Genomic DNA, 24,768 nt, shown 5'->3' on the forward strand with positions numbered 1-24,768 from the left:
ACAGTTAAGTGACCAATCAAGATACTATTGCTGCAATTGCAACGCCACCTGGACGAGGTGGCGTTGGAATAATTCGAGTCTCTGGTAAGAATGCTACAAAAATTGCAGAAAAAATTCTCGGCAGGTCAATAAAGGTTCGTGAAGCAACCTACCTCCCCTTTTTAGATAATAGTGGCCACACCCTTGATCAAGGCATAGGCATATTATTCAAAGCCCCTAATTCGTTTACCGGTGAAGATGTTCTTGAATTACAGGGACATGGTGGTCCGGTTATACTGGATATGGTACTTAAAGAAGTGCTGGCAGCGGGAGCCAGGATTGCTCGGCCAGGAGAGTTTTCAGAAAGAGCTTTTTTAAATGATAAACTGGACTTGGCGCAAGCCGAAGCGATAGCTGATTTAATTGAGTCGACTTCTGAACAGGCAGCTCGTTCAGCAATGCGATCGTTGCAAGGTGAGTTCTCGAACAAAGTTAATCAACTGGTTGAATCTCTTATTCATTTAAGAATATATGTCGAGGCAGCCATTGATTTTCCAGAAGAAGAAATTGATTTCTTGTCTGATGGAAAAGTACAGACAGATCTATATGCAATAATTAATGATGTCAAAAAGTTGAAAGAGGAAGCGCAACAGGGAACAATACTTCGAGAAGGAATGACTGTTGTTATTGCAGGAAAGCCTAACGCTGGTAAATCCAGTTTGCTCAATGCGTTAGCTGGGAAAGAGTCAGCAATCGTCACTGAGATTGCCGGTACAACACGTGATGTGTTACGCGAGCATATTCATATTGATGGTTTACCGATTCACATTATTGATACTGCAGGTTTGCGTGACAGTGAAGATACCGTAGAAAAGATCGGTATAGAGCGGGCTTGGCAGGAAATAGAAAAAGCCGATCAAATCATTTTGGTAGCTGATGCTGGTGAAACTCAGAATTTTATCCCACACGAAATCGATCCAGATTTTACAAAGTTCGAACAATTTAAAAATAAATTATTAATTGTTGCAAACAAAATAGACCTAACTGACACCCTGTCGATCAGTGATAACACAAAATACAAAGTCTTGCCATTGAGTGCTAAAACAGGCGTTGGTATTGATGAGTTGAAAAAAACGTTAAAAGATATTGTGGGGTTTAAGCAAACCTCTGAAGGTTCATTTATTGCGCGAAGACGTCACCTTGATGCGATTGATAGAGCTTTACAATCTTGTGAAAATGGTAAGCAGCAGCTTGAAGTCTATCATGCAGGTGAGTTGCTGGCTGATGAGTTGCGTCAAGCGCAAAATGCATTATCAGAAATCACCGGCGAGTTTAGCGCCGATGATTTATTAGGACGAATATTCAGTAGTTTCTGTATCGGAAAATGAACTAGGAGGTTTGTTCAGCGGTTTGCTGTTGCAGACCAATGCGATTCCATTTTTGCCACTTAACAGATTCCCGATTATAAAGTTTCTGTAAGCTCAGAGTTAAAGCTACCAGCTCGATAAACTCGATTACATAAAGTAACAACCAGGCTACAGGTATAAATGGAATCAGGTTCTTATGGTAGCTGGGTTTTGAGTCTAATTTTATCTGTAATCCAACCAGGCAAGAAGAAACCAGTATAACAGAAGCGAGCAAAGCAAAATCCTGACTGGCTATTACATAGCAGTAGAATAGCGATAAAAATAAACCGACATTTAACAACATAATTTCCGCATATATTGCCAATGGCAAAATAAACCAGGATAAATAACGACTGTGCTGAGAATTGTTACTTAAGAACAACTCCTTATGTTTGAAGTAACAGAGAATACGACCATACTTCCAACGCAAACGTTGTTTGCGAAGACCTTTCCACTCCGTCGGACCTTCAGTATAAACAACAGCATCGTGTGCATAGCGTGTTTTATAACCATGGCTCAAAATACTCATTGAAAGATCAATATCTTCTGTAATGATCTCCTCATCAAAGCCTTTTAAGTTTTCGAGCACATCTCGACGGTAAGCTGCGGCTGCTCCGCCAATAATATGGACGGCATTAAAATATGAGTCAGCACGCTTATAGAAGAAACCACAAACATACTCAAGTTGTTGCAGCCACTCCAAAGGCTTTCTTTTGTTGCCAACGATAATATTTCCGGCAACAGCCCCAACTGAAGGATCATCGAAGCGTTGTATAAATTTATAGATAGCATTGCGATCAACGATACAGTCCGCATCTATGGTGATAACAATATTACCGGTTGCTAGTTCTAAACCTTTATTGAGTGCTCGCGCTTTGCCACCGTTGGATAGCGACAAATAGTTAATTGGAACCTGTAGGTCTGAACTTTTTTCGTAGTTAGCAATAAATTGACGGACCAGCTTATCAGTATTATCGGTTGACCCATCGTTAATAACGATGAGTTCAAAATCGTGATAATTGGACTGAAGTACTGATTCGATAGTTTTAACAATGCCAACCTCCTCGTTCCAGGCAGGTAATAAAACGCTGACTTTGTAAGGAACTGTGGTGCAGTAACCCTGATTAACCGGCAGGAATGAATACCTGAGTGCTGCGTACAGCTGAACGACCAGTTTGGTGATTAAAGGTAACACCAAAATAAACAGAAAGACTCGAAGACTCATCAACGACTCGGATACTGGGCGATCAATAAAAAAGGCCAAAATAAGAACTGTGGCAGACAACAAGTACAAACTGATGATTAACAATTTGGTTGTAAGCTGCTGTTGTTTAAGTAGTTTCATAGTTTTAGCTCTACTTGGTATCAAAAAGATATCAAATCAAATTATGCAAAATTGCGTGCGATTATTGCACACCTCCTGATAGCTACAAAGCGTTATGTATGAAGCAGTTCACAATAAGCTTTTTGTCAGTCACAGCAGTGTGAAGCGCTAGGCATAAAATGAGATAAATCAGTAAGATATGAGAAAAGTAAAGGAACTTATTCAAGATGAAAAAATCCCGCTCTACGGCGGGACTTTTCAAGTTAGCTTAAAACAGAAAACAGGTTCAATTGTTAATCATTATTAAATTCCCGCCTAACTTGTAAATTTCGAATTTCGGAAACTCTAAAAGGCATTTGTAAATAATTACCTGCGGAAACCTGTGTGTTGATGCGCGCAACGGAACCTTCTACGGATTCAATGACACCTTTGTAGGATTTACCTCGATAATCGAAATAAGCTTGATAATTAATGTAGTTAGCAAGTTGAGATGGATCGGTATCTTGTAAAGTTAACCCTTGTACAGTTTCAATACTGTCATCAACCACTTTAATTGGCTCATCCAGCTCGGGTAAGTCTTCAGGGTTAGGTCGAGCACCAAACAGTTGTCTGACTTCATGATCATTGATGGTAATAGCCATATTCAAACTGCTAACCATAAGCTGAGGTGACATGGACATAAGTTGAAAAGGATCCATAGAGTTATCAGGGTAAGTTGAGATTATAATGTTGCGCGGATTAGCAACATAATCAGCGTATTGTGTATAGAACTCATCACTTAGATAAATGGATTCGTTATATAAAAGATGCGTAACGTAGTCCAGGTGGCGTTGATAGTAGTCTTCTTTTGACACCCCCACCAAATCTGCGCAAAACTCATTCAAGCGATTAACATAACCATCATTTTTAATAGTCACAGTGATATTCTTAAGCTTGGAGTTCAGAGAGTTTTGGCTGATATTATCCATCAGGAAATCAACCTGAAAACTTCCATAATCACGAGCGTCAGCATAGGCAACAAATTTTGCCTGGTTAATATGATGGTCATAATTGATGCTGGTATTTAAATCCAGGGAAATTTGGTTATAACCCATTTTATTCATATCACTGATGCTAACAGTGCGTTTATTACCACAACCGGCCATCTGTATTTGGGTCAAAAAGTCAGGCTCGGTTGCAAAAGAAGGATCAGACTCTAAATCTAAGCTTAGTGGGAACTGAAAGTTGTCGACCTTAAGAACCATTGAAGAAGGTGCGTCGTTCAACTTTCTGGTTTCAATACTGCGGACCAATTTGAAAGATTCAATCAGACTCCCTGTGCCAATCTGAAACTCATCAATGGTGGCGTCGGTGCTGGTACCAGGAAAAGTAAATTTAATACCGCGGGTAACAGACTTTCCGTCAATACTCACAAAAGTAGTATCATAGCTCGCGGAGGTAAACATGCGAAGTTGAGAGAATATATCGTCAATAGCTTGTTTATTTTTATACCAGATATAGCCGTAAGCTAAACCTGCTGCAATTAATATGAAAATAAATAAACGAATAAAAAGTTTCACCCTTTTCTCCTTCACTTGTGTTGTTTAGCGAAAATAGTCAATCCACTAAGCAAGGGTTAACATTATTAAGTTATAACTAGCGTGGCAAAGTATCGGCACCAACATAGATTGACTACGTAGCCGAAGCATCGCTAATAATATCCCCAATAGAAAAATGGCCACCAAAGCAAACCAATAACCGTAGTATTCTAGTAGGTGAAAGGCCATAAAAACAACTGAGGATAATAAAATAGCTGAAATTGTCCTCATTCGCGTGGATAAACCGGATAGTAGAACACCTCTAAACAAATATTCTTCGCCAATAGGAGCTAGTAGAACCACCGAGATAAAAAGCAGAGTTTTTGAGCCGATACCGCCAGACATAATTTGTTCAAAAGTAGAATCGATCCCGGATGGCGGCTCAAAAAGAGGCGCAAACCATACCACCATCATCGAAAAAAGAACTCCAATCAATATTGAGCTACCAATCCAAAATAGTGAAGACTTCAGTTGTGGCACAAAAACAGCCGAGAAAAAAGAACGGCTGAGGCGTAATATTGAGGCATAACTAATCAACAAGCCCAGGCATACAGAAACAGAGAGAATCGATGCCGGAGGTTCGCTTGCAAGAGGTAAATCAAAAACATAATAAGCGATAAAAAGAATGCTACTGGTCGTGAAAGCCAGTAATACCAGTGCTAAACAGGTTAAAATAATACTCTCGGCAAAAGGCTGTTGATGTTGTTGGTTATGGTTAGTCAAACATAAAACCCTTGTTTATTGTGAACCTTCAGTCTGATGTTCAATGTTATACCATAAACAGCAAGAAGACAGTTAAACCTAAGCCATTGAAAGATCGTCTAAAAATTATAAAAAGAACGAAAATCAATGTGAAAACCTGTTCAAAAGTTATACAAATATCGGTATGATCTCGCTCCCTTCTTTGAAAGGGTTGGTTTTGTCTGTTCGGCCTAGATAACCGAATGTTTACCTGAGATTGTTAAATTATGCGTTACCCAGAAAATTATTCAGTGATTGTGATTGGCGGCGGCCATGCCGGGACAGAGGCTGCTTTGGCTTCGGCTCGGATGGGCGTTAAAACCTTATTACTAACGCATAATATTGAAACGCTCGGTCAAATGTCCTGTAACCCGGCGATTGGCGGGATTGGTAAGGGGCATCTGGTTAAAGAAATCGATGCTTTGGGCGGTGCCATGGCGCAGGCCATTGATCGCGCCGGCATTCAGTTTAGAACCCTCAATGCCAGCAAAGGCCCCGCAGTTCGGGCAACTCGGGCACAGGCAGATCGTGGCTTATATCGAAGCGCAATTCGTGAAATTTTAGAAAACCAACCTAATCTCACCATTTTCCAGAATGCGGTGGTCGATCTAATTGTTGAGCAGGGCCAGGTGCAAGGCGTGAAAACCCAAATGGGTTTAGATTTCTATGCACCGGCAGTAGTGCTGACGGTTGGTACCTTCCTGGGTGGCCTGATTCATATTGGTATGCAGAACCATTCCGGTGGCCGCGCTGGCGATCCACCTTCTATCGCGTTGGCTCAACGTTTGCGTGAATTACCGTTCCGAGTTGATCGGCTGAAAACCGGTACTCCGCCACGCATTGACGCTAAAAGTGTTGATTTTTCAATGATGGAAGAGCAACCAGGTGATGACCCGGTGCCAACTTTCTCTTTTATGGGAACCTCCGATCAGCACCCAAGACAAATATCCTGCTGGATAACCCATACTAACGATGCCACACATGACATCATCCGTGGTGGCCTGGATCGTTCGCCGATGTATTCGGGTGTAATAGAAGGTGTTGGCCCACGCTACTGCCCTTCTATCGAAGATAAAATTATGCGTTTCAGCGACAAAAATAGCCATCAGATTTTTGTCGAGCCGGAGGGGTTAAACAGCAATGAGCTCTATCCTAATGGGATTTCAACCAGTTTGCCGTTTGATGTGCAAATGGATCTGGTGCGCTCGATTAAAGGTTTTGAGAGTGCCCATATTACGCGCCCGGGCTATGCCATTGAATATGATTACTTTGACCCCCGTGACTTAAAAGCCTCTTTGGAAACCAAGTTTATAGGTGGTCTGTTCTTTGCCGGTCAAATAAATGGCACTACAGGTTATGAAGAAGCCGGTGCTCAGGGTTTGATTGCCGGTATGAACGCAGCTCTCCAAGTGCAAGATAAAGAAGCCTGGTCGCCACGTCGTGATCAAGCCTATATCGGTGTCTTGATCGATGATTTGATTACCCGCGGTACGCAAGAACCTTATCGTATGTTTACTTCAAGGGCTGAATACCGTCTGATTCTGCGTGAAGACAATGCAGACTTACGTTTGACCGAAAAAGGCCGCGAGTTAGGATTGGTTAACGATACTCGCTGGCAGGCCTTTAGCGATAAGAAAGAAGCGATTGAGCGTGAAACAACCCGCATCAAGAACTTAGTCGTTCAGCCTGACAGCGCAGCTGGTCAGCAGCTCAATCAAAAGTTGGAAAAACCGTTAAGTCGTGCCTATAAAGGTGAAGAGTTGTTGCGCCGTCCGGATGTTACCTATGCAGGTTTGATGGCATTACCTGGCATGCTAGAGCAGGCGGTGCCAGCAAAGGTGGCAGAACAGGTAGAGATTCAAATCAAGTATTCAGGCTATATTGATCGTCAAAAAGACGAAATCGAACGTAGCTTGCGTAACGAGAATACAGCTTTGCCAAAGGATCTGGATTATAGTCAGGTCAAAGGGCTGTCCAATGAGGTGGTACAGAAGCTGATGAATATCAAACCTGAAACTATCGGTCAGGCCGGTCGGGTATCGGGAGTGACACCAGCGGCTATTTCGTTGTTATTAGTGCATTTAAAAAAACGCCAGCATTTAAAGTCTGCATAATCAGTTACAGACCTTTCTCCGTTAAGTCCTGATGTAATGCTTGGCTGGCACCAAAAACTTATTTTAAGAAGACATTGCTTGTGAATCCGGAATTATTAAAGCTTCAAGATACCTTTAATCAAAAATGTCAGAATATTGGTATAGATTTATCAAAAGAAGAAAGTGAGTGTTTACTTAATTATCTTTCTTTATTACTCAAGTGGAATCAGGCGTTTAATCTGACGGCGATAACCAATCCGAAGGAAGCGTTGGATTTACATTTGCTGGATTCGGTAGCAGTAACCCCTGCGATCAAGGATTACAGCTCTTTGCTGGATGTGGGTACCGGCGGCGGATTGCCGGGAATTCCATTGGCTATTTTAAATCCAGATAAACAGTTCACACTACTCGATACCAACAGTAAAAAGACCCGTTTTCTGAAGCAGGTGGTCTATGAGTTGGGGCTGGATAATGTGACGGTGATAAATCAGCGAGTACAAGACTTTGAGAATCAATCAGGGTATGCTTGCATTCTTTCGCGCGCTTTTGCCAGTCTGTCCGACATGGTGCAATGGACGGATCATCTGCTTTCGGAGCAAGGTCATTGGTTCGCGATGAAAGGCCAATACCCACAGCAAGAGCTTGATGAATTGCCAGAAACGATTGAGTTAGTGAAGGCGAATGAAGTCAAGTTGCCGGGTGTAAATGCAAGTCGTTGGTTTATCTACTTAAAACAGAAGCAGTAACTAAACTGCATAAATAGAATAAGAGGTGAAGCGTGGCGCATGTAATTGCCATTACAAATCAAAAAGGCGGTGTTGGTAAAACAACCACCAGCGTAAACCTGGCAGCATCTTTAGCTGAGGAAGGAAAGCGTGTACTGCTGATTGATATGGATCCGCAAGGTAATGCAACCATGGGCTCTGGGGTCGAAAAAGGTGATTTAGAGCTTTCGGTTTATGATTCACTGATGGAGCCTGTAGAGGCAAAAAGCCATATTGTAGTTTCAGAAGCTGGAAACTATGACGTTTTACCTTCCAACGCAGATTTAACTGCTGCCGAAGTTCATCTGTTAAAGCTAGACGACAAAGAAAAACGACTGCGTCAGGTTATCCAGCAAGTTCATCACTATTATGACTATGTGTTGATTGACTGCCCTCCTTCCTTAAATATGCTGACATTAAATTCATTAGTGGCAGCCGACTCAGTGATTATTCCAATGCAATGTGAATATTATGCGTTGGAGGGGTTATCGGCACTATTAAATACTATTGGTCAGGTTCAGGATCACATTAACCCCGATTTAGAAATCGAGGGCATATTAAGAACCATGTACGATCCACGAAACCGTTTGTCGCTGGAAGTCTCGCGACAACTATTCAATCACTTTGCTGATAAAGTTTATCGAACCGTTATACCGCGTAATGTACGTCTGGCTGAAGCGCCTAGTTTTGGTGTTCCAGTGATGTATCACGACAGAGGTTCAAGCGGTTCAAAAGCCTATTTGGCACTGGCTGGTGAAATCATTCGTCGCAATAAAACCGAAGCGGTTTAATCTGTGCGACCACAGAAGAATATCGAGTGATAGAGGATAAGAATGAGTAAGCGAGGATTAGGAAAAGGGTTAGACGCTCTGCTCGGTGGAGCCATGAGCAAACCTCAAGCTAAGAAATCTGGCGATGGTTCGGCTAACGAGACACCAGAAGCGGAGCGCCATTTAAGAGAAATGCCGATTGAGTTTTTGCAGCCTGGTCAGTATCAGCCACGTCGTGTGATGACAGAAGAAGGTTTGGATGAGCTTGCGGACTCTATCAGGGCTCAAGGCATGATCCAGCCCATCGTTATTCGCACAGTCGGTAAAGATAAATATGAAATTATAGCTGGTGAGCGTCGCTGGCGTGCAGCACAAAGAGCGGGTTTGCATGAAGTACCTGTAATTATCAAAGAAGTGCCCGATGAAGCTGCCATCGCCATGTCCTTGATTGAGAATATTCAGCGAGAAGATCTCAATGCGATGGAAGAGGCTTATGCCCTGCACCGGTTGATGGAGGAGTTTGAATTAACTCACCAGCAAACTGCTGACGCAGTCGGTAAAAGCCGTACCACGGTAACTAATTTATTACGTTTAATGCAATTGAGTGAGCACTGTAAGACATTATTAGAGCGTGGCGATCTGGAAATGGGTCATGCGCGAGCACTTTTGTCGCTGGAACCAGCTAAACAGACGGAAGCGGCTAAAACTGTCGTTGCCAAGGCAATGACGGTACGCGAAACGGAAAAACTGGTTCGAAATATCAATGAACCGAAGAAAAAAGTAAAGGCCGTTGAAAAAGATCACCACATCAAGTCACTAGAAGAACAGTTATCTGAGAAAATTGGCGCAAACGTGGCGATTAACCACGGTAGTAAAGGCAAAGGTAGTTTGGTCATTAACTACCATAGCTTGGATGAGTTAGACGGAATACTACAACATCTGGGTATAAAAGAAGATTAGAACACAAATTATAGGGTCATTAGCTATGCTAATGATTATACGGATGAAAAGCCTTTAAAATTTGTTTTTTTTCGAGGGGCTTTGGTTGATTAAAGGGCACTAAATCTTTATACTTGCCGCCCGAATATGTGGTGAGCCTATGCTATATAGCATGGGGAAAGGGCAACTCCTTATGAGTGAATCATTAGCGAAGAAAGGTCGAAAGCAGGCCTACAAAATGGTTCTACTCCAGTTAGGTATTAGCGCAGCATTAGTATTAATAGGCTTGCTGATTTCCTGGCAAGTGAGCATGTCGCTGGGTGTCGGAAGTCTTATAGTGATAGTCGCACACTTTGTATTTGCCACAATAGTATTTAGAAAATCAGGGGCTCAGGCAGCAGAGGCGGTACAAAAAGCTTTCAAAATTGGAGAAAGTTTAAAGATTTTGCTGACCATTGGGCTGCTGATTTTTGCTTTTACAGTATTACCGGTGCACCCACCTTCACTGTTAATCGGTTATGTGATTATCGTGTTATCACAGTGGTTTGTACCTTTAATCGTTAAATCGTCTTAATTAAGACACGTTGATAAAGAGAAGGCTTCAGAATGGCTTCATCAGAAAATCCAACTAGTGTTGAATATATCAAGCACCATCTGCAGAACGCACAAGTGTGTAAAACAGACGAGGGCTGGGTATGGAATCATTGTCAAGAGGCAGGGTTCTGGACCTTTAACATCGATAGCTTATTCTTTTCTTTTATTTTGGGTGCCATTTTCTGCTTCTCATTTTGGCGTGTTGCTAAAAATGCCAAAGTAGAGAACCCAGGCCGCTGGCAGTCATTCGTAGAAATGATTGTTGAGTTTGTGGATAAAAGCGTTAAAGACACCTTCCATGGTCGCAATCCTATGATTGCTCCGCTTGCCTTAACCATATTTGTCTGGATTTTCTTAATGAACCTGATGGATTTGGTCCCTGTGGATTTATTGCCATGGGCAGCGAGCCAAGCAGGCGCAGATTATCTAAAAGTAGTACCAACTACAGATGCCAATATTACCTTTAGTTTATCTTTAGGTGTATTTGTTCTTATTATCTTCTACAGCATTAAAGTGAAAGGTTTTGGTGGCTTCATTGGTGAGTTAACCCTGCACCCTTTCTCAAGCAAAAATAAGTTTGTTCAAGTTTTGCTGATTCCTGTGAACTTCCTGATGGAGTCAATTGGTCTGTTGGCAAAACCAGTTTCATTAGCACTGCGTTTGTTCGGTAACCTTTATGCGGGTGAGCTGATCTTCATCTTGATTGCGGTATTAATGAGCGCGGGCATTGGCGGAATTGTTGGTGGTGGTATTTCTTACATGATATGGGCAATTTTCCATATTTTGGTTATCACGCTACAAGCCTTTATCTTCATGATGCTAACCATTGTTTACTTAAGCATGGCGCACGAAGATCACTAGTTGCAAGAGGTATGTCGTAACGGCTTGCCACTAAACAAAAGAGTTTTTTTTTAGGTTTTACTTTTAGTTTTAACATTTAACTTTATTTCTCGATTGGAGGAAAACAATGGAAACTTTGTTCGCGTTTACAGCATTAGGTGTGTTGTTGATTTTAGGTCTTGGTGCTTTAGGTACTGCGATTGGTTTTGGTCTTTTAGGTGGTAAGTTTCTAGAAGCATCTGCTCGTCAGCCAGAACTAGCTCCTATGCTGCAAACCAAAATGTTCCTAGTTGCGGGTCTTCTTGATGCGGTAACCATGATCGGTATTGGTATCGGTATGTGGTTCACATTCGCAAGCCCATATGTTGCTCAGCTGCAATCATTGATTGGTTAATTCAAACAACCGAACGATTACTTTTGATTAACCAACTAGAGGGGGAATAGACGTGAATATCAACGCTACCCTATTTATTAACATGATTTTCTTTGTCGGCTTTGTGTGGTTCTGCATGAAGTTCGTCTGGCCTTTCATCATTAAGGCTATCAAAGAACGTCAGGACAAGATTGCTGAAGGTCTGGCTGCTTCTGAAAGAAGTCAAAAAGACCTGGAGCTGGCTCAAGAGAAAGCCGCTGAACTGTTGCGTGATGCAAAGCAACAATCAGCGGAGATTGTTGACTCTGCCAAAAAACGCCACGCTGAAATTGTTGACTCTGCTAAGGGCGATGCTCGTACCGAAGCTGAGAAAATTAAAAATGGCGCTATGGCTGAAATTGAGCAAGAAGTTAACCGCGCTCGTGAACAGCTTCGCTCGAAAGTAGCTACCTTGGCTGTAGCTGGTGCCGAGAAAGTAATCGAGCGTAATATAGATGCAGCTGCGAACAATGACTTGTTCGATAAGCTGGTAAAAGAGTTATAAGGGTTAACTATGGCTGAGCTGACTACTATTGCAAGACCATACGCAAAAGCAGCATTCGAATATGCTCTTGGCGCTCAGGATGTATCTGAGTGGGCAAGCATGTTAGATTTTGTCGCTCAAGCCGTTAGCAACGACGACGTGGCCAATATTATCAGTAACCCTTCCCTTTCTGCTGAGCAAAAAGGTGAAGTGCTTTTGAAAATAAGTGAAGGTCAGATAACTGATAAAGTTGAAAACTTTATTAAGTTGCTTGCAAGAAACCATCGTTTACAAGCTTTGCCAGCTATTAAAGGTCGCTTTGAAGTATTAAAGGCGGACTATGACAAAGCAGTTGATGTGGATGTGACATCTGCAACAGCATTGAGCGATGACCAATTGCAACGTTTAACTGAAAAGTTAACGGCAAAACTTGGTCGTAAAGTTAATATTCAAACACAAGTAGATTCGTCGATGATTGGTGGCCTGATTATTAAGGCTGGCGATATGGTAATTGACGGATCCGTACGCGGTAAGCTCAACAAGCTTTCCGAAACGCTAAGAGCTTAGTGAGGAAGAAGCATGAGTGTGCAACTGAATCCATCAGAAATTAGCGAGCTAATTAAAAAGCGTATCGACTCTTTTGAAGTCGTGAGTGAAGCTCGCAATGAAGGTACTATCGTCAGTGTATCTGACGGTATTTTACGTATTCACGGCCTAACTGACGTTATGGCGGGTGAAATGATTGAATTACCTGGCGGTAAGTACGGTATGGCCTTAAACCTTGAGCGCGACTCTGTCGGTGCGGTTGTTCTTGGTGACTATACTGATATCGTCGAAGGTATGACTGCTAAATGTACTGGCCGTATTTTGGAAGTACCTGTTGGCCGTGGTCTATTAGGCCGTGTGGTTGACGCACTAGGTAACCCAATTGATGGTAAAGGTCCAATTGATAACGACGGTTTCTCACCAGTTGAGAAAATTGCACCTGGTGTAATTGAGCGTAAGTCGGTTGATCAACCAGTACAAACCGGTATTAAGTCAATTGACGCCATGATCCCAGTTGGTCGAGGTCAGCGTGAGTTGATTATTGGTGACCGTCAAACGGGTAAAACTGCGATTGCAGTAGATGCCATCATCAACCAAAAAGACACCGGTGTTATCTGTGTTTATGTTGCTGTTGGTCAAAAAGCATCTACCGTTGCTGGCATCGTTCGTAAATTGGAAGAGCACGGCGCAATGGGTCACACCATCATTGTTGCTGCAACTGCTTCTGATGCGGCGGCATTGCAATTTATTGCTCCATTCTCTGGTTGCACCATGGGTGAATACTTCCGTGACCGCGGCGAAGATGGCTTAATCGTTTATGATGATTTGACCAAACAAGCTTGGGCTTATCGTCAAATTTCATTGTTGTTACGTCGTCCTCCGGGTCGTGAAGCGTATCCTGGTGACGTATTCTACTTACACTCGCGTCTTCTTGAGCGTGCAGCACGTGTGAATGCTGATTATGTAGAAAAGATTACTAACGGTGAAGTTAAAGGTAAAACCGGTTCTTTGACGGCGTTGCCGATCATTGAAACACAGGCTGGTGACGTTTCTGCATTCGTACCAACTAACGTAATCTCGATTACAGACGGTCAGATCTTTTTGGAAACTGACTTGTTCAACGCAGGTATCCGTCCAGCGGTTAACGCAGGTCTATCGGTATCTCGTGTAGGTGGTGCAGCACAGACTAAAATCATCAAGAAGCTTGGTGGTGGTGTTCGTCTTGCATTGGCTCAGTATCGTGAGCTTGCAGCGTTCGCTCAGTTCGCTTCGGATCTTGATGATGCGACTCGTGCTCAGCTAGAACACGGTCAACGTGTTACTGAATTGATGAAGCAAAACCAATATGCTCCTCTATCGGTAGGAGAAATGGCGGTTTCATTGTACTCAGCAGAGAAAGGTCACTTGAAAGATGTTGAAATCAGCAAAATCGGTGATTTTGAATCTGCATTGTTAGATTACTTCAAGAATCAACATGCTGACTTGTTGAAAGAAATCAATGAAAAATGTGATTACAACGACGAAGTTGCAGAGAAACTTGAAGAAGCGGTAACCAAATTTAAGGCTACCCAAACTTGGTAAAAAACAATGGGGTGCTTAGCACCCTTTTGTGCATTAACCAATTAATTAGATTAAGACTGGAAACATACTATGTCAGGCGCTAAAGAGATTCGTACCAAAATAGGGTCGATTAAAAATACGCAAAAAATTACTTCAGCAATGGAAATGGTTGCTGCCAGTAAGATGCGTAAAGCGCAAGATCGTATGGCGGCTTCTCGTCCGTACGCAGAGAAAATCCGCAACGTGATCAAGCACATTGCACAAGGTACTCCAGAATATCGACATGCTTATGTCTCAGAGCGAGATGTAAAACGTGTTGGTTATATTGTCGTATCCACAGACCGTGGTTTATGTGGTGGTTTGAATATTAACTTATTCAAGGCAGCACTAAACGATATGAAAACCTGGTCAGAACAGGATATCGAAATTGACTTGTGCCTAATCGGCAACAAAGCGACTTCATTCTTCCGCAAGTTCGGCGGTTCTGTGGTTGCTAAGACTTCGAACTTAGGAGACACACCTGAAATCGAAGATCTGATTGGTTCAGTTAAGGTTATGCTAAAAGCCTACGATGAAAAGCGTATCGATCGTTTATTCGTAGTCACCAATGAGTTTGTTAACTCAATGACACAAAGCCCCGAAGTTGAGCAATTGCTGCCACTTCCGGCTGGTGAAGACGATGAGCTTAAGCATCACTGGGATTATTTGTATGAGCCAGAAGCTAAGCCTTTGTTAGATAAATTAATGGTTCGTTTTATCGAGTCACAAGTTTATCAAGCTGTGGTTGAAAATATCGCATGTGAACAAGCGGCGCGTATGGTTGCGATGAAAGCAGCCTCTGATAACGCCGGCGATCTTATTGACGATCTTGAATTGGTATATAACAAAGCTCGTCAGGCTGCGATTACTCAGGAGCTTTCTGAGATTTGTGCAGGTGCGGCTGCGGTATAACGCAATAATTTATTGAAAAGTTTTTAAAGCTTAAGATTGAGGAAATCAATATGGGCACAGGTAAGATTGTAGAAATTATCGGCGCGGTTATCGACGTTGAGTTCCCGCGTGATAGCGTACCAAAGGTGTACGACGCATTGTTCGTTAAAGCAACTGAGCTTACTCTAGAAGTTCAGCAGCAGTTAGGTGATGGTGTTGTTCGTTGTATTGCTATGGGTACATCAGACGGTTTACGTCGTGGCTTAGAAGCAACCAATACTGGCGCGCCAATCCAGGTACCTGTGGGTAAAGAAACCCTCGGTCGTATCATGGACGTGTTAGGTGAGCCTATCGATCAGAAAGGTCCTATCGGTGAAAAAGAGCGCATGTCAATTCACCGTAAAGCGCCTAAGCTAGAAGAGTTAGCGCCTGCAAATGAATTGCTAGAAACTGGTATTAAAGTAATCGACCTGGTTTGCCCATTCGCTAAAGGTGGTAAAGTTGGTCTATTCGGTGGTGCTGGTGTTGGTAAAACCGTAAACATGATGGAGCTTATTCGTAACATCGCGATTGAGCACTCTGGTTACTCAGTATTTGCCGGTGTGGGTGAGCGTACTCGTGAGGGTAACGATTTCTACCACGAAATGACCGATTCAAACGTTATCGACAAAGTATCATTGGTATATGGTCAGATGAACGAACCACCAGGTAACCGTCTACGTGTTGCTTTGACTGGTTTGACAATGGCTGAAAAATTCCGTGATGAAGGTCGTGACGTACTATTATTTATCGATAACATCTACCGTTATACACTAGCAGGTACTGAGGTTTCAGCACTGCTAGGTCGTATGCCTTCTGCGGTAGGTTATCAGCCAACTCTTGCGGAAGAGATGGGTGTTCTTCAGGAACGTATTACATCAACAAAAACTGGTTCGATTACATCGATTCAGGCGGTATACGTACCTGCGGATGACTTGACTGACCCTTCTCCTGCAACCACCTTTGCTCACTTGGATGCGACTGTTGTATTGTCTCGTCAAATTGCAGAGCTTGGTATTTACCCTGCGGTTGACCCACTAGATTCAACATCTCGTCAGCTTGATCCTCTAGTGATCGGTAGCGAGCATTATGACGTAGCTCGTGGCGTGCAAGGTGTATTACAGCGTTATAAAGAATTGAAGGATATTATTGCGATTTTGGGTATGGATGAGCTATCTGAAGAAGATAAGCAAACCGTTGCCCGTGCTCGTAAAATCCAACGTTTCTTGTCGCAACCATTCTTCGTAGCAGAAGTATTTACTGGTGCTCTTGGTAAATATGTATCGCTAAAAGACACGATTGCTGGCTTTAAAGGTATTTTGAACGGTGAATACGATCACTTACCTGAGCAAGCATTTTACATGGTCGGTTCAATCGAAGAAGCGGTTGAAAAGGCGAAAAACATTTAATCCAGCCCTAAAATTAGGGGGACCTAATGGCAATGACAGTACATTTGGATATCGTTAGCGCCGAGGAATCAATCTTCTCAGGTAAAGTTGAGCGATTGATTGCAAACGGTGATTTGGGTGAGCTTGGTGTTGAACCAGGTCACGCCCCTTTGCTAACGTCCCTGAACCCAGGGCCAATCAAGGTCACGTTACCAGGTGGCGAAGAAGAGTTTTTCTTTGTTTCTGGTGGTATGCTTGAAGTTCTACCACATATTGTAACGGTGCTTGCGGATACCGCAGTGCGTGCAGAAGATGTGGATGAAGCGAAAGCTCTGGAAGCGGAAAAAATGGCCCGCGAAGCACTTCAGGATCAGAGTTCAGAGATCGAGTTCTCTAAAGCTGCTGCTGAGTTAGCCGAGGCTGTTGCTCAATTAAGAACTTTACGCGCTATCAGAAAAAAATCTGGTAAGTAAATCTTAATAGTAGCTTGAATTAAAAGGTGGCTTTGGCCACCTTTTTTTATTGAAGCTAGCAGTGTCGAGCCTTGTGAGACTTACATTAGATCCTGTAAAAAAAAGATTACAACAAGGGTTAAAAAACCACCAAAAGTGGTAAAATGCGCGCTTATTTAAGAATTATGAATAAATTATGGGTTTAAGTGTCGTTATCCTGGCTGCGGGAAAAGGAACTCGCATGCAGTCCAATATGCCAAAAGTTCTGCATAAAATTGCAGGCAAGAGCATGCTTCAGCATGTTATTGATGCTGCGCAGCAGTTAGAGCCTGAACAGGTTATTGTCGTAGCAGGACATGAAATTGAACAGGTTAAAGCCAGTGTTGAGCAGCAGAGTATTCTAATTGCTGAACAATCGGAACAGCTAGGCACCGGTCATGCAGTCGACCAAGCATTGCCATTGGTAACTGCAGGTAATCAGGTGTTGGTGCTGTATGGTGATGTGCCGCTGATTCATAAAGAAACCTTAAGGCAATTGATAGATGCTCAGCCTAATCAAGGTATTGGCCTACTTACCGTAAAACTCAAAGATCCTTCCGGTTATGGACGAATTATTCGTAATAACGAAGGTCGTGTGATCGCAATTGTTGAACAAAAAGATGCCAGCATGGAACAGCTTGCGATTAACGAAGTTAATACTGGAATCCTTGCGGTGGGCTCAGAGAATATTACTAATTGGCTGGCAAATATCGATAATAATAATGCACAGGGCGAGTACTATTTAACCGATACGATTGCCATGGCGGCGGCAGAAGGCGGTGTCCGTGCCTGCCACCCTGCTTCGGCTATTGAAGTTGAAGGTGTGAATAGTCGCCTCCAGCTTGCTCAATTAGAGCGAGCCTACCAGAAACAGCAAGCCGAAAGACTTATGAGCGAAGGGGTAACGTTAATTGACCCTGCTCGCTTTGATGTGCGCGGTAATTTAAGTTGCGCCACCGATGTGGTTATTGATGTCAATGTGATTACCGAGGGGGATGTCACTATCGGGCGAGGCACTTTTGTCGGGGCTAACACTATTATTATCAATTCTAAAATTGGTTCCAATTGCGTTATCAAGCCAAACAGCATTATTGAAGGTGCTGTGATTGAGGCGGATTGTTCGGTTGGCCCTTTTGCCAGAATCAGGCCGGGTACTGAGTTAAAGCAAGGCGCTTTTATTGGTAATTTTGTAGAAACCAAGAACACCGTAGTTGGCCAGGGCAGCAAAGCCAGTCATTTAAGTTATCTAGGCGATGCAGAGGTGGGCCAAGGAGTTAACATTGGCGCAGGCGTGATTACTTGTAACTACGATGGTGCTAATAAGTTTAAGACTATCATAGAAGATGAAGCCTTTATTGGTTCTGACTCACAGCTGATCGCCCCAGTGACAATTGGTAAAGGTGCGACTATAGGCGCCGGTACCACGGTTACAAAAGATATTAATGCTGGTGAACTTTGTATCAGTCGAGTTGCCCAAAAGCACATCGAAGGCTGGCAGAGGCCGGTTAAAAAAAGCACTAAGAATAATGATGAGGATAAGAAGTAGATGTGTGGCATTGTTGGCGCAATAGCGCAAAGAGATGTGAGCCAAATTCTTGTTGAAGGATTAAAGCGCCTTGAATACCGAGGTTATGATTCCGCTGGCCTGGCTATTTATAACGATGATGAAATTCAGCGTTTGCGCCGTTTAGGTAAAGTATCGGAATTAGAAGAAGCGTTAAAAGCAACGCCATTACCGGGCGGTATTGGCATTGCCCATACCCGTTGGGCGACTCATGGTGAGCCAAGTGAGCGGAACGCTCATCCACACATGTCGGAAAATAATATCGCATTGGTCCATAACGGTATTATTGAGAATCATGATGAGTTGCGTGATGAGCTTAAAGCAAAAGGCTATGTGTTTACATCAGATACAGATACTGAGGTTATGGCGCATTGCTTACATGAAGAATTAAAAAGTAGTAATTCCTTATTAGAAGCCTTACAAAAAACAACCAAAAAACTGGATGGGGCTTACGGCACGGTAGCGATTGATGGCAATGACCCCACAAAAATGGTGGTTGCGCGTTCTGGTAGCCCATTAGTAATTGGTAAAGGGATTGGTGAATACTTTGTTGCCTCAGATCAACTTGCCCTGCTTCCGGTTACCCGAGACTTCATCTACCTGGAAGAAGGAGAAGTGGCTGAAGTACGCCGCGATGGTGTGACCATTTTAAATGCTGAGGGAAATGAAGTTCAGCGAGAATTCGAAACCTCAGATATTCAGCATGATGCGGTAGACAAAGGTCGTTACCGCCATTTTATGCTCAAAGAGATTTTTGAGCAGCCTCAAGTGGTCAATGACACCCTTGAAGGGCGCTTGGTTAATCATAAAATTATCATCGAAACACTTGGTGCAAACGCTAATAAGGTCTTTGCAGACACAAAAGCTATCCAAATTATAGCTTGCGGTACCAGTTACCACGCAGCACTAGTGGCGAAATATTGGATTGAAGATTATTTACAGATTCCATGTTTAGTAGAAATCGCCAGTGAATATCGCTATAGACAAACAGCCGTTTTGCCAAACAGCTTGTTTATTACCATTTCCCAATCAGGGGAAACGGCTGACACGCTGGCAGCGCTAAAAAAAGCTAAAGAACAGGGGTACCTTGGTACCTTAACCGTGTGTAACTCCCCTGCTTCGTCAATGGTGCGTGAGTCTGATTTTACCCTGTTGACCCGCGCGGGAACGGAAATCGGTGTAGCCTCTACCAAAGCTTTCACCGCACAGTTAGTATCTTTAATGTTATTGATGGTCACCATCGGCAAAGCGCAAGGACTGGATGAGTCGAAAGAGAAATCAATAGCTGAAGCACTAGAACACCTGCCCAACGAGATCCAGGCAGCGCTGGAACAGGCCGAAGCGATTGAAGATTTATCGGAACATTTTGCCGAAAAGCACCATACCTTATTCCTTGGTCGTGGCCAGCAATACCCGATTGCTATGGAAGCTGCCTTGAAGTTAAAAGAAATATCCTATATTCATGCGGAAGCCTATGCTGCCGGTGAATTAAAGCACGGTCCGTTAGCGTTGATCGACAAAGAAATGCCGATTGTAGTGGTGGCGCCTAAGGATAATTTGCTGGAAAAACTGAAGTCAAATATTGAAGAAGTTCGCTCCAGAGGCGGTCAACTCTTTGTTTTTGCCGATGAGTCAGCTAATATTCAGAGTTCAGATGGTATAACCGTCTTTCCGATAAAGAGTCAATACACGATTACTGCACCTATGGTATACACCATTCCAATGCAGTTGTTATCTTATTATGTAGCTGTTATTAAGGGTACAGACGTTGATCAGCCGAGAAACTTGGCAAAATCTGTAACCGTTGAGTAAACTGGAGACACCAATGAAATTAAAAACATTATTTAGTGCTGCTTTAGCATTATTGGCATTAACCCAAGTGGCTTGCGCAGAAGCTACAAGCACTAGCCAAGCGAAAGAAGGTAAAGATTATTCTGTGATTTCAGGCGCTAAAGGGGTAAACAAACCTGAGGTTATGGAGTTTTTCTCATACACTTGCCCGCACTGCTATAACGTAGAGGGTTTTTTGCTTAAATGGGAGCCAACCAAACCAGCTGAAGTTAGCTTCAAGCAAGTTCCAGTGTTTTTACCTCAAGTGGCCCATTTAACTTACGGTTATTACACAGCAGAAGTTTTAGGTGTTTTAGATAGAGTGCATCCTGCAATTTTCAACCAATGGCATGCGCAGAAAAAAATTGTTAAGTCTAAAGAAGAATTAGTACCGATTTTTGAAGCTGCTGGCATATCAAAAGAAGAGTTTGAAAAAGCTTACTCTTCATTCGCAGTAGAAAATAAAGTTCAGCATGCTAAAAAATTGGCTCGCGAATTCAAAGTATCGAGTTTCCCTATGTTTGTAGTGAATCAGAAATACAAAATTGAAAGCTATGAGAAACTGGACTATATGTTGAGCAAGTTTCCAATCGAAAAAGCACAATAAGTAATATTCGAGTTATAATAAATGCCGGTTTAGCCGGCATTTTTTTATAGGCAGACAACTAATGGCGAAAGGCAAAGCAGTTACTTCAAGCCCTACCAAGGTGTTTTTTATTCGAACAATGATTCGGGTATTTTCGATTATGCCAAGATCTTTTGGCCGTTGGATGGGTCGATTCTTTGCCAAAGTCAGTCGCTGGAATAAAAGCCGTGCGTTTACAACCAGTAAAACCAATCTAGAAATCTGCCTGCCTAATCTAACAAACCAACAAAAAGAAACTATCATAGATAAGAGCCTGGCTCATACGGGTCGATTATTTTCAGAAGCCGCCAAGATTTGGTGTAATAACAACGCTGAAAGCTGGATCGATTCAATTCATGGTGAGGAAGAAGTTAAAGCAACCTTAAGTCAAGGGAAAGGGGTTTTGGTTACCGGGGCTCACATCGGTAACTGGGAGGTCGCCTTATATTATTTGGGTAGCCGTTATAAGTTTCATTGTATGTATCGCCCTCCTCGCCAATTAGAAATGGATGAAGTGATCTGTAAAGGCCGCTGTAAGAATTCAACCACAATGGTTGCAGGCAATAGCCGAGGTGTTTTACATCTGATTGAATCACTGAAAGCTGGTGATGTGGCAGCTATTTTGAGTGACCAGGAGCCAGGTCAGCGTGCAGGTATTTTTGTTCCCTTTTTTGGAAAGCCTGCATTAACCATGACCTTGGTACAAAAGGTACAACAGAAAAGTAATGCCGATGTATACCAGATAGCAGCGATAAGAAACGAACAAGGAACCTTTGATATTCATCTGGAACCATTAAATATGGAGCCAGAGCTTGATGCATTAACCTATGCAACAAAGCTAAATCAGCACTTAGAAAATATTATTCTTCGCTTCCCTGAGCAATACCAATGGTCTTATAAACGATTTAAAACCACCGAAGATGGCTCAAAGAATGTTTACCGAAAGTAATTCGTAATGGTAAGAAATTATCGACGCCAGAAATAAGGTGTGAAAAGGACCAATAGAGTAAAGATCTCAAGACGCCCTAGTAGCATGGCGAAGCTTAATACGTATTTTGCTAAATCACTTAAACCGCTGTAATTCACTGCCACATCACCAAGACCTGGGCCAAGGTTATTCATGCAGGCAGCTACAGCAGAGAAAGCGGTAATTTGATCAAGGCCATCTGCTAAAAGAATAAGCATCAGTAGTACGAATAATACGACGTAAGTTGCAAAAAATCCCCAAACTGCCTGTACAACTCTATCATTAACAGACGCTTTGCCAAGCTTAATAAGAAAGATTCCATTAGGGTGGATCAAACGTTTAATTTCACGCATTCCCTGTTTGAACAGGAGCAGTACTCGAATAACCTTCATGCCGCCACCGGTAGAACCCGCGCTGGCACCAATAAAGCTGGCAAAAATCAGTAGCACTGGAAGTAATGTTGGCCAGGCGGCGAAATCGGCGCTGGCAAATCCAGAAGTAGTTGCAATAGAGACTGAGTGGAAAATACTTTTAACTAGCGCATCAGTGAATGGATATTCCTGGTAGTAAAGTAGTACTGAGGTGCAACAAAGAATAACGACACACAGGATGGCGAGATAACCTTTAAATTCTGGATCTTTGAGATAAGGGGCAATAGTGAGTGTTCGAACAGAAATAAAGTGTAAGGCAAAATTGATGCCGGCAATGAACATGAAGAAAGCACAAATCAATTCAATCGCATTGCTATCAAAGTAACCAATACTGGCATCATGTGTAGAAAAACCGCCGATAGCGACCGTAGAAAAACTGTGTGCAATTGCATCAAAGGTGGTCATGCCTGCCATCCAATAGGCTAGAGCACATGCAATTGTCATGCCCAGATAAATATACCAAAGAGCTTTCGCCGTACCCGCAATTCGAGGCGTCAGTTTATTATCTTTCATGGGGCCGGGCATTTCGGCTCTGTATAGCTGCATGCCACCAATACCGAGCAAGGGCAAAATAGCAACTGCTAGAACGATAATACCCATACCACCAAGCCATTGGAGTTGTTGGCGATAAAAAAGGATCGAGTGTGGCAGATCATCTAAGCCAGTAATAACAGTTGCACCAGTGGTGGTTAAGCCGGAGAAGGATTCAAAAACCGCATCAGCCAGACTAACTGGCAAAGCTTGCGCCAGCATAAAAGGAACAGCACCAAAAGTACTCAGTACAGTCCAGAATAGTACAACGATTAGGAAACCATCACGGATTTTTAATTCAGCTTTTGCCTTTCTTTTAGGCCAAAATAAAATCAAGCCAGTGAAAAGAGATAGTAGGAAGGTGCTAATAAAAGCACTTCCTCCTCCATCTTCGTAGATTACGGAAACGACGGCTGGTGGTAACATGGTAATACTGAAAATCATCAGCAAAATGCCAAGTATGCGGATGATGGTTGCGTATTGCATGCGGTTAGGCCTGGCTAGAAGTAAGTAACATTGACTTGGAACAATCGCTCTACATCGTGAATGTAAGCTTTATCCACCATAAAAAGCACCACATGGTCATTTTCGCGAATGATAATATTTTCGTGAGCAATCAAAACCTGGTCATCCCGAACAATGGCGCCGATTGATGTCCCGGGTGGTAAAGGCAGTTCACCAATGGTACGTCCTACGACTAAAGAACTTTGTTCATTGCCTTTGGCGACCGCTTCGATGGCCTCCGCCGCGCCACGGCGTAATGAATACACATTAGACACTAGACCGCGACGAATATGTTTCAAGAGGCTGCCGATTGTAACCTGTTGCGGTGAAATAGCGATATCAATTTGATGACCTTGAATCAAGTCTACGTAAGCGGTGCGATTGATCAGCACCATGGTTTTACGAACCCCAAGCTTTTTCGCCAGTAAAGCTGACATGATATTGGCTTCATCATCGTTGGTAACGGCAATAAACAGATCAAAGTCACCAATATTTTCATCTTTGAGCATATCCTCATCGGATACGTCGCCCTGTAATACCAAAGTATCATGTAACACATCGGCTAATTCTTGGGCTCGTTCTGGGTTGCGCTCAATGATCTTAACCTGCATTTTGCTTTCTAAAGCTTTGGCCAGACCTTGACCAATGTTACCACCACCGGCAATCATGACGCGGGTATAATTTTTTTCCAATCGTTGTAACTCGCTCATCACTGACCGAATATGTTTTTTAGCAGCCAGGAAAAAGACTTCATCATCTGCTTCGATAATGGTGTGACCGGTAGGAACGATTGGCGCGCCGCGACGGAAAATAGCTGCAACACGGGAGTCAACATTGGGTAAATGATGCTTTAATTCTGATAAAGCGTTACCTACCAGTGGACCGCCATAATAAGCACGAACCGCTACCAGACGCACCTTACCCTCGGCAAAATCAAGCACCTGGAAGGCGCCGGGATTTTCAATCAGACGGGTAATGTATTGAGTAACCAGTTTTTCTGGACTGATGACTACATCCACAGGAATGTGATTATCTTTAAAGATGATGTCTTTGTTGTGGTAGTTAGGTGAGCGAATTCGAGCGATTTTAGTGGGAGTTTGATAAAGGCTGTGGGCTATTTGGCAAGCGATCATGTTAACTTCATCGCTGTTGGTTACAGCAACTAACATGTCCGCATCTTCGATGCCTGCGTTATAGAGTACATCGGGATAAGCGCCATGACCGACAATAGTTCGAAGATCCAGGTGATCCTGGATATCGCGCAAACGCTTGCTATCAGTATCGATCAGCGTGATGTCGTTATCCTCGCCTTCGAGGTTAAGCGCTAACGTTGTGCCAACCTGACCGGCTCCGAGAATGATTATTTTCATAACGACAATTAAGATCCTTGCCTTATTATTCGCTTAACTTTGCCTATGCTAACGCTATAAGCATCTGAT

At 42.9% G+C, this 24,768-nt stretch carries 23 protein-coding genes; 18 read left to right on the forward strand and 5 right to left on the reverse strand.

Annotation, left to right across the window (positions count from 1 at the left end):
- The first annotated feature begins 8 nt into the window (after nt 1-8).
- On the forward strand, nt 9-1,367 hold the full coding sequence (mnmE, locus tag ACN0VI_RS01815; RefSeq protein WP_417445573.1) for a tRNA uridine-5-carboxymethylaminomethyl(34) synthesis GTPase MnmE: 1,359 nt from the start codon (nt 9-11) through the stop codon (nt 1,365-1,367).
- 1 nt (nt 1,368) lies between these two features.
- On the opposite strand, the gene ACN0VI_RS01820 is transcribed toward mnmE, so the two are convergent.
- From ACN0VI_RS01820 to ACN0VI_RS01830, 3 genes are all read right to left on the reverse strand, one after another.
- Nucleotides 1,369-2,730, reverse strand: coding sequence for a glycosyltransferase (locus ACN0VI_RS01820; RefSeq protein WP_417445574.1), 1,362 nt, complete (start codon nt 2,728-2,730; stop codon nt 1,369-1,371).
- 272 nt (nt 2,731-3,002) lie between these two features.
- A complete protein-coding gene (locus tag ACN0VI_RS01825) occupies nt 3,003-4,268 on the reverse strand; it encodes a hypothetical protein (RefSeq protein ID WP_417445575.1) in 1,266 nt (421 codons plus the stop codon).
- A gap of 45 nt (nt 4,269-4,313) precedes the next feature.
- On the reverse strand, nt 4,314-5,009 hold the full coding sequence (locus tag ACN0VI_RS01830) for a CPBP family intramembrane glutamic endopeptidase (protein ID WP_417445576.1): 696 nt from the start codon (nt 5,007-5,009) through the stop codon (nt 4,314-4,316).
- Between the two features lie 245 nt (nt 5,010-5,254).
- Between ACN0VI_RS01830 and mnmG the strand changes: the two genes are divergently transcribed.
- The 17 genes from mnmG to ACN0VI_RS01915 all read left to right on the forward strand — a co-directional run bounded on the left by mnmG (nt 5,255) and on the right by ACN0VI_RS01915 (nt 21,845).
- The gene (mnmG, locus tag ACN0VI_RS01835; protein ID WP_331891388.1) at nt 5,255-7,141 is read left to right on the forward strand and encodes a tRNA uridine-5-carboxymethylaminomethyl(34) synthesis enzyme MnmG; all 1,887 of its coding nucleotides are present in this window, start codon (nt 5,255-5,257) and stop codon (nt 7,139-7,141) included.
- Nucleotides 7,142-7,221: 80 nt separating this feature from the next.
- Complete coding sequence (gene rsmG / locus ACN0VI_RS01840; RefSeq protein WP_331891386.1) at nt 7,222-7,866, forward strand: 16S rRNA (guanine(527)-N(7))-methyltransferase RsmG; 645 nt, start codon at nt 7,222-7,224, stop codon at nt 7,864-7,866.
- A 32-nt stretch (nt 7,867-7,898) separates the two neighbouring features.
- Nucleotides 7,899-8,675, forward strand: coding sequence for an AAA family ATPase (locus tag ACN0VI_RS01845; RefSeq protein ID WP_331891385.1), 777 nt, complete (start codon nt 7,899-7,901; stop codon nt 8,673-8,675).
- A gap of 36 nt (nt 8,676-8,711) precedes the next feature.
- Nucleotides 8,712-9,614 carry a ParB/RepB/Spo0J family partition protein gene (locus ACN0VI_RS01850; protein ID WP_331891398.1) on the forward strand — a complete coding sequence of 301 codons (903 nt, stop codon included), beginning with the start codon at nt 8,712-8,714 and terminating at the stop codon, nt 9,612-9,614.
- 172 nt (nt 9,615-9,786) lie between these two features.
- Nucleotides 9,787-10,167: an ATP synthase subunit I gene (locus ACN0VI_RS01855; protein ID WP_331891384.1), complete on the forward strand. Its 381-nt coding sequence runs from the start codon at nt 9,787-9,789 to the stop codon at nt 10,165-10,167.
- A 32-nt stretch (nt 10,168-10,199) separates the two neighbouring features.
- Complete coding sequence (atpB, locus tag ACN0VI_RS01860; RefSeq protein WP_331891383.1) at nt 10,200-11,048, forward strand: F0F1 ATP synthase subunit A; 849 nt, start codon at nt 10,200-10,202, stop codon at nt 11,046-11,048.
- 106 nt (nt 11,049-11,154) lie between these two features.
- Nucleotides 11,155-11,421 carry a F0F1 ATP synthase subunit C gene (atpE, locus tag ACN0VI_RS01865; protein ID WP_015781646.1) on the forward strand — a complete coding sequence of 89 codons (267 nt, stop codon included), beginning with the start codon at nt 11,155-11,157 and terminating at the stop codon, nt 11,419-11,421.
- A 52-nt stretch (nt 11,422-11,473) separates the two neighbouring features.
- On the forward strand, nt 11,474-11,944 hold the full coding sequence (locus ACN0VI_RS01870) for a F0F1 ATP synthase subunit B (RefSeq protein WP_331891382.1): 471 nt from the start codon (nt 11,474-11,476) through the stop codon (nt 11,942-11,944).
- Nucleotides 11,945-11,953: 9 nt separating this feature from the next.
- Nucleotides 11,954-12,490: a F0F1 ATP synthase subunit delta gene (locus ACN0VI_RS01875; protein ID WP_331891381.1), complete on the forward strand. Its 537-nt coding sequence runs from the start codon at nt 11,954-11,956 to the stop codon at nt 12,488-12,490.
- A 12-nt stretch (nt 12,491-12,502) separates the two neighbouring features.
- Nucleotides 12,503-14,050 (forward strand): F0F1 ATP synthase subunit alpha, encoded by a 1,548-nt coding sequence (atpA, locus tag ACN0VI_RS01880; RefSeq protein WP_331891380.1) that lies wholly within the window; start codon nt 12,503-12,505, stop codon nt 14,048-14,050.
- Between the two features lie 69 nt (nt 14,051-14,119).
- On the forward strand, nt 14,120-14,980 hold the full coding sequence (atpG, locus tag ACN0VI_RS01885) for a F0F1 ATP synthase subunit gamma (protein ID WP_015781642.1): 861 nt from the start codon (nt 14,120-14,122) through the stop codon (nt 14,978-14,980).
- Between the two features lie 50 nt (nt 14,981-15,030).
- Nucleotides 15,031-16,407 carry a F0F1 ATP synthase subunit beta gene (atpD, locus tag ACN0VI_RS01890; protein ID WP_417445577.1) on the forward strand — a complete coding sequence of 459 codons (1,377 nt, stop codon included), beginning with the start codon at nt 15,031-15,033 and terminating at the stop codon, nt 16,405-16,407.
- 26 nt (nt 16,408-16,433) lie between these two features.
- Nucleotides 16,434-16,859 (forward strand): F0F1 ATP synthase subunit epsilon, encoded by a 426-nt coding sequence (locus ACN0VI_RS01895; protein ID WP_331891378.1) that lies wholly within the window; start codon nt 16,434-16,436, stop codon nt 16,857-16,859.
- Between the two features lie 175 nt (nt 16,860-17,034).
- On the forward strand, nt 17,035-18,423 hold the full coding sequence (glmU, locus tag ACN0VI_RS01900; protein WP_417445578.1) for a bifunctional UDP-N-acetylglucosamine diphosphorylase/glucosamine-1-phosphate N-acetyltransferase GlmU: 1,389 nt from the start codon (nt 17,035-17,037) through the stop codon (nt 18,421-18,423).
- On the forward strand, nt 18,424-20,253 hold the full coding sequence (gene glmS, locus ACN0VI_RS01905) for a glutamine--fructose-6-phosphate transaminase (isomerizing) (protein WP_417445579.1): 1,830 nt from the start codon (nt 18,424-18,426) through the stop codon (nt 20,251-20,253).
- A 13-nt stretch (nt 20,254-20,266) separates the two neighbouring features.
- Entirely contained in the window at nt 20,267-20,878 is a 612-nt protein-coding gene (locus ACN0VI_RS01910) for a thiol:disulfide interchange protein DsbA/DsbL (protein ID WP_417445580.1), read from the forward strand.
- A gap of 61 nt (nt 20,879-20,939) precedes the next feature.
- Nucleotides 20,940-21,845, forward strand: coding sequence for a lysophospholipid acyltransferase family protein (locus ACN0VI_RS01915; RefSeq protein ID WP_417445581.1), 906 nt, complete (start codon nt 20,940-20,942; stop codon nt 21,843-21,845).
- 17 nt (nt 21,846-21,862) lie between these two features.
- Here the strand turns inward: ACN0VI_RS01915 and ACN0VI_RS01920 are convergent, their stop codons facing one another.
- On the reverse strand, nt 21,863-23,311 hold the full coding sequence (locus ACN0VI_RS01920; protein ID WP_331891373.1) for a TrkH family potassium uptake protein: 1,449 nt from the start codon (nt 23,309-23,311) through the stop codon (nt 21,863-21,865).
- A gap of 14 nt (nt 23,312-23,325) precedes the next feature.
- Nucleotides 23,326-24,699 (reverse strand): Trk system potassium transporter TrkA, encoded by a 1,374-nt coding sequence (gene trkA, locus ACN0VI_RS01925; protein ID WP_331891372.1) that lies wholly within the window; start codon nt 24,697-24,699, stop codon nt 23,326-23,328.
- Nucleotides 24,700-24,768: the final 69 nt, after the last annotated feature.

This window comes from Kangiella sp. (genome assembly GCF_048265365.1).
Lineage (GTDB): Bacteria > Pseudomonadota > Gammaproteobacteria > Enterobacterales > Kangiellaceae > Kangiella.